The sequence below is a fragment of the Arsenicibacter rosenii genome, from assembly GCF_001870735.1.
Taxonomy (GTDB): Bacteria; Bacteroidota; Bacteroidia; order Cytophagales; family Spirosomataceae; genus Arsenicibacter; species Arsenicibacter rosenii.
In genome coordinates, this window is record NZ_MORL01000134.1 from 1 (window position 1) to 1498 (window position 1498).

General features: G+C 55.8%; 2 protein-coding genes. Both read right to left on the bottom strand.

What is annotated here, in order from left to right; translation table 11 throughout:
• Positions 1 to 1179 (bottom strand): sulfatase-like hydrolase/transferase (locus BLX24_RS30320; protein ID WP_071506903.1); only part of this gene is annotated, 1179 nt, incomplete at its 3' end.
• A 45-nt stretch (positions 1180 to 1224) separates the two neighbouring features.
• Positions 1225 to 1498, bottom strand: a 274-nt coding sequence (locus BLX24_RS30325; RefSeq protein ID WP_177225981.1) for an ethanolamine ammonia-lyase light chain EutC, incomplete at its 5' end; no start/stop codon positions are given.

Consider the following 1498-nt stretch of genomic DNA (forward strand, 5'->3'; position numbering starts at 1 on the left):
ACCGGTTTGCCGGACCCCGGCCACGTCCAGCAGGGTCGGGAAGAAATCTTCGATGATAACCGGTGCTTCGGTGCGGCTTCCCTTCCGGATTGTGTTGGGCCAGCGGGCCAGCATAGGCTCGCGGATCCCACCTTCATAAACGGATCCTTTTCCGGCGCGCAATGGCAGATTGTGGGTGTAGGCCGGGGCACTTCGGGCAGGTACGGTGCTTAGTCCGCCATTATCTGACATGAATAAAATCAGGGTATTATCAGAAAGCTGACGGGCATCCAGATAATCCATGACATCGCCCAGACTCTTATCCATGCCTTCTACCAGCGATGCATAATTGGCTTCATTGACCGGTAGGCCCGCTTTCAGGTATTTATCAACAAACCGCTTATCCGCCATGATCGGCGTATGGACGGCATAATGAGCGAGATACAGAAAAAAAGGCTGCTTCCTGGTCACCGACGCCTCCACCGCTTTCAGAGCTTCGGTGGTCAGGGCATCCGATAAGAACGTGTCCGTGCCGTGATAGGCCTCCAGACCCGGCACGGCATTCCGGTTCGGTTTTCCGTTTACGGGCCGGTCATACCTGTCGGTTCCCAGATAACTGGCCGGATGCCCGATTTCACTGCCCGCAATCGACACGGCAAAGCCCAGATTCAGCGGATCAGCACCAGGTGTGGTAGCTGAACCGAAATGAGCCTTTCCGCAATGGATGGTGTGATACCCGTTGGCCGCCAGAATGGCCGGTAAAGCCTGCGCGGTCATGGTATGCCTTACGCCACCAACGGGGCTGAACCCGTTTATGTTCCAGTCGACCGGTTGCAGATCAGGGTCAGGGTAGTCTGTATTGGTATCGGCATTCGGCGATACCCAGTTGGTAATGCGGTGACGGGTGGCATTCAGGCCGGTCATCAGACTAACCCGCGACGGGGTGCAGAGGGGTGTTGCATAGCCATTGGTGAAAACCATGCCTTCCCGCGCCATTCGTTCCATGTTCGGTGTATGGAACCGTTTGTTTAACGGGGTCTTCTCCTTCCAGAACGGAACAGATGTATCCTGCCAGCCCATATCATCGACCAGAAACACAATAATGTTTGGTTTAGCCACGGATGGTGTTTGGGCAACAACACGGAGCTGACCGCAGCAGATCAGCCCTGTCAGCAGGCAAAAGAAAGTAGACCGGATCATGGACAGTTAGGTTATAAACCGGCGAGGCCCGCCGGTTTGAATGGGTCAGAGCAATGGTGCATTTACATCATCCTTATCCTTGAGCTGTACCCCCGACAACTGTAACCGGAACGCCTCCTGCACCAGATACATGATCTTGTCAACGGCCAGGGCAGTCGACAACCCCTGCGGGCGGATGTTGGAGATGCAGTTACGCCGCTCGTCGGTAAGGCCGATCTGCGGGGCAAAGGTCAGGTAAGCGCCCATGCTGTCGGCCGAACTAAGTCCGGGACGTTCGCCGATGAAAATGATGGTCATCCTCGCCCTGAGCAGGCTTCCG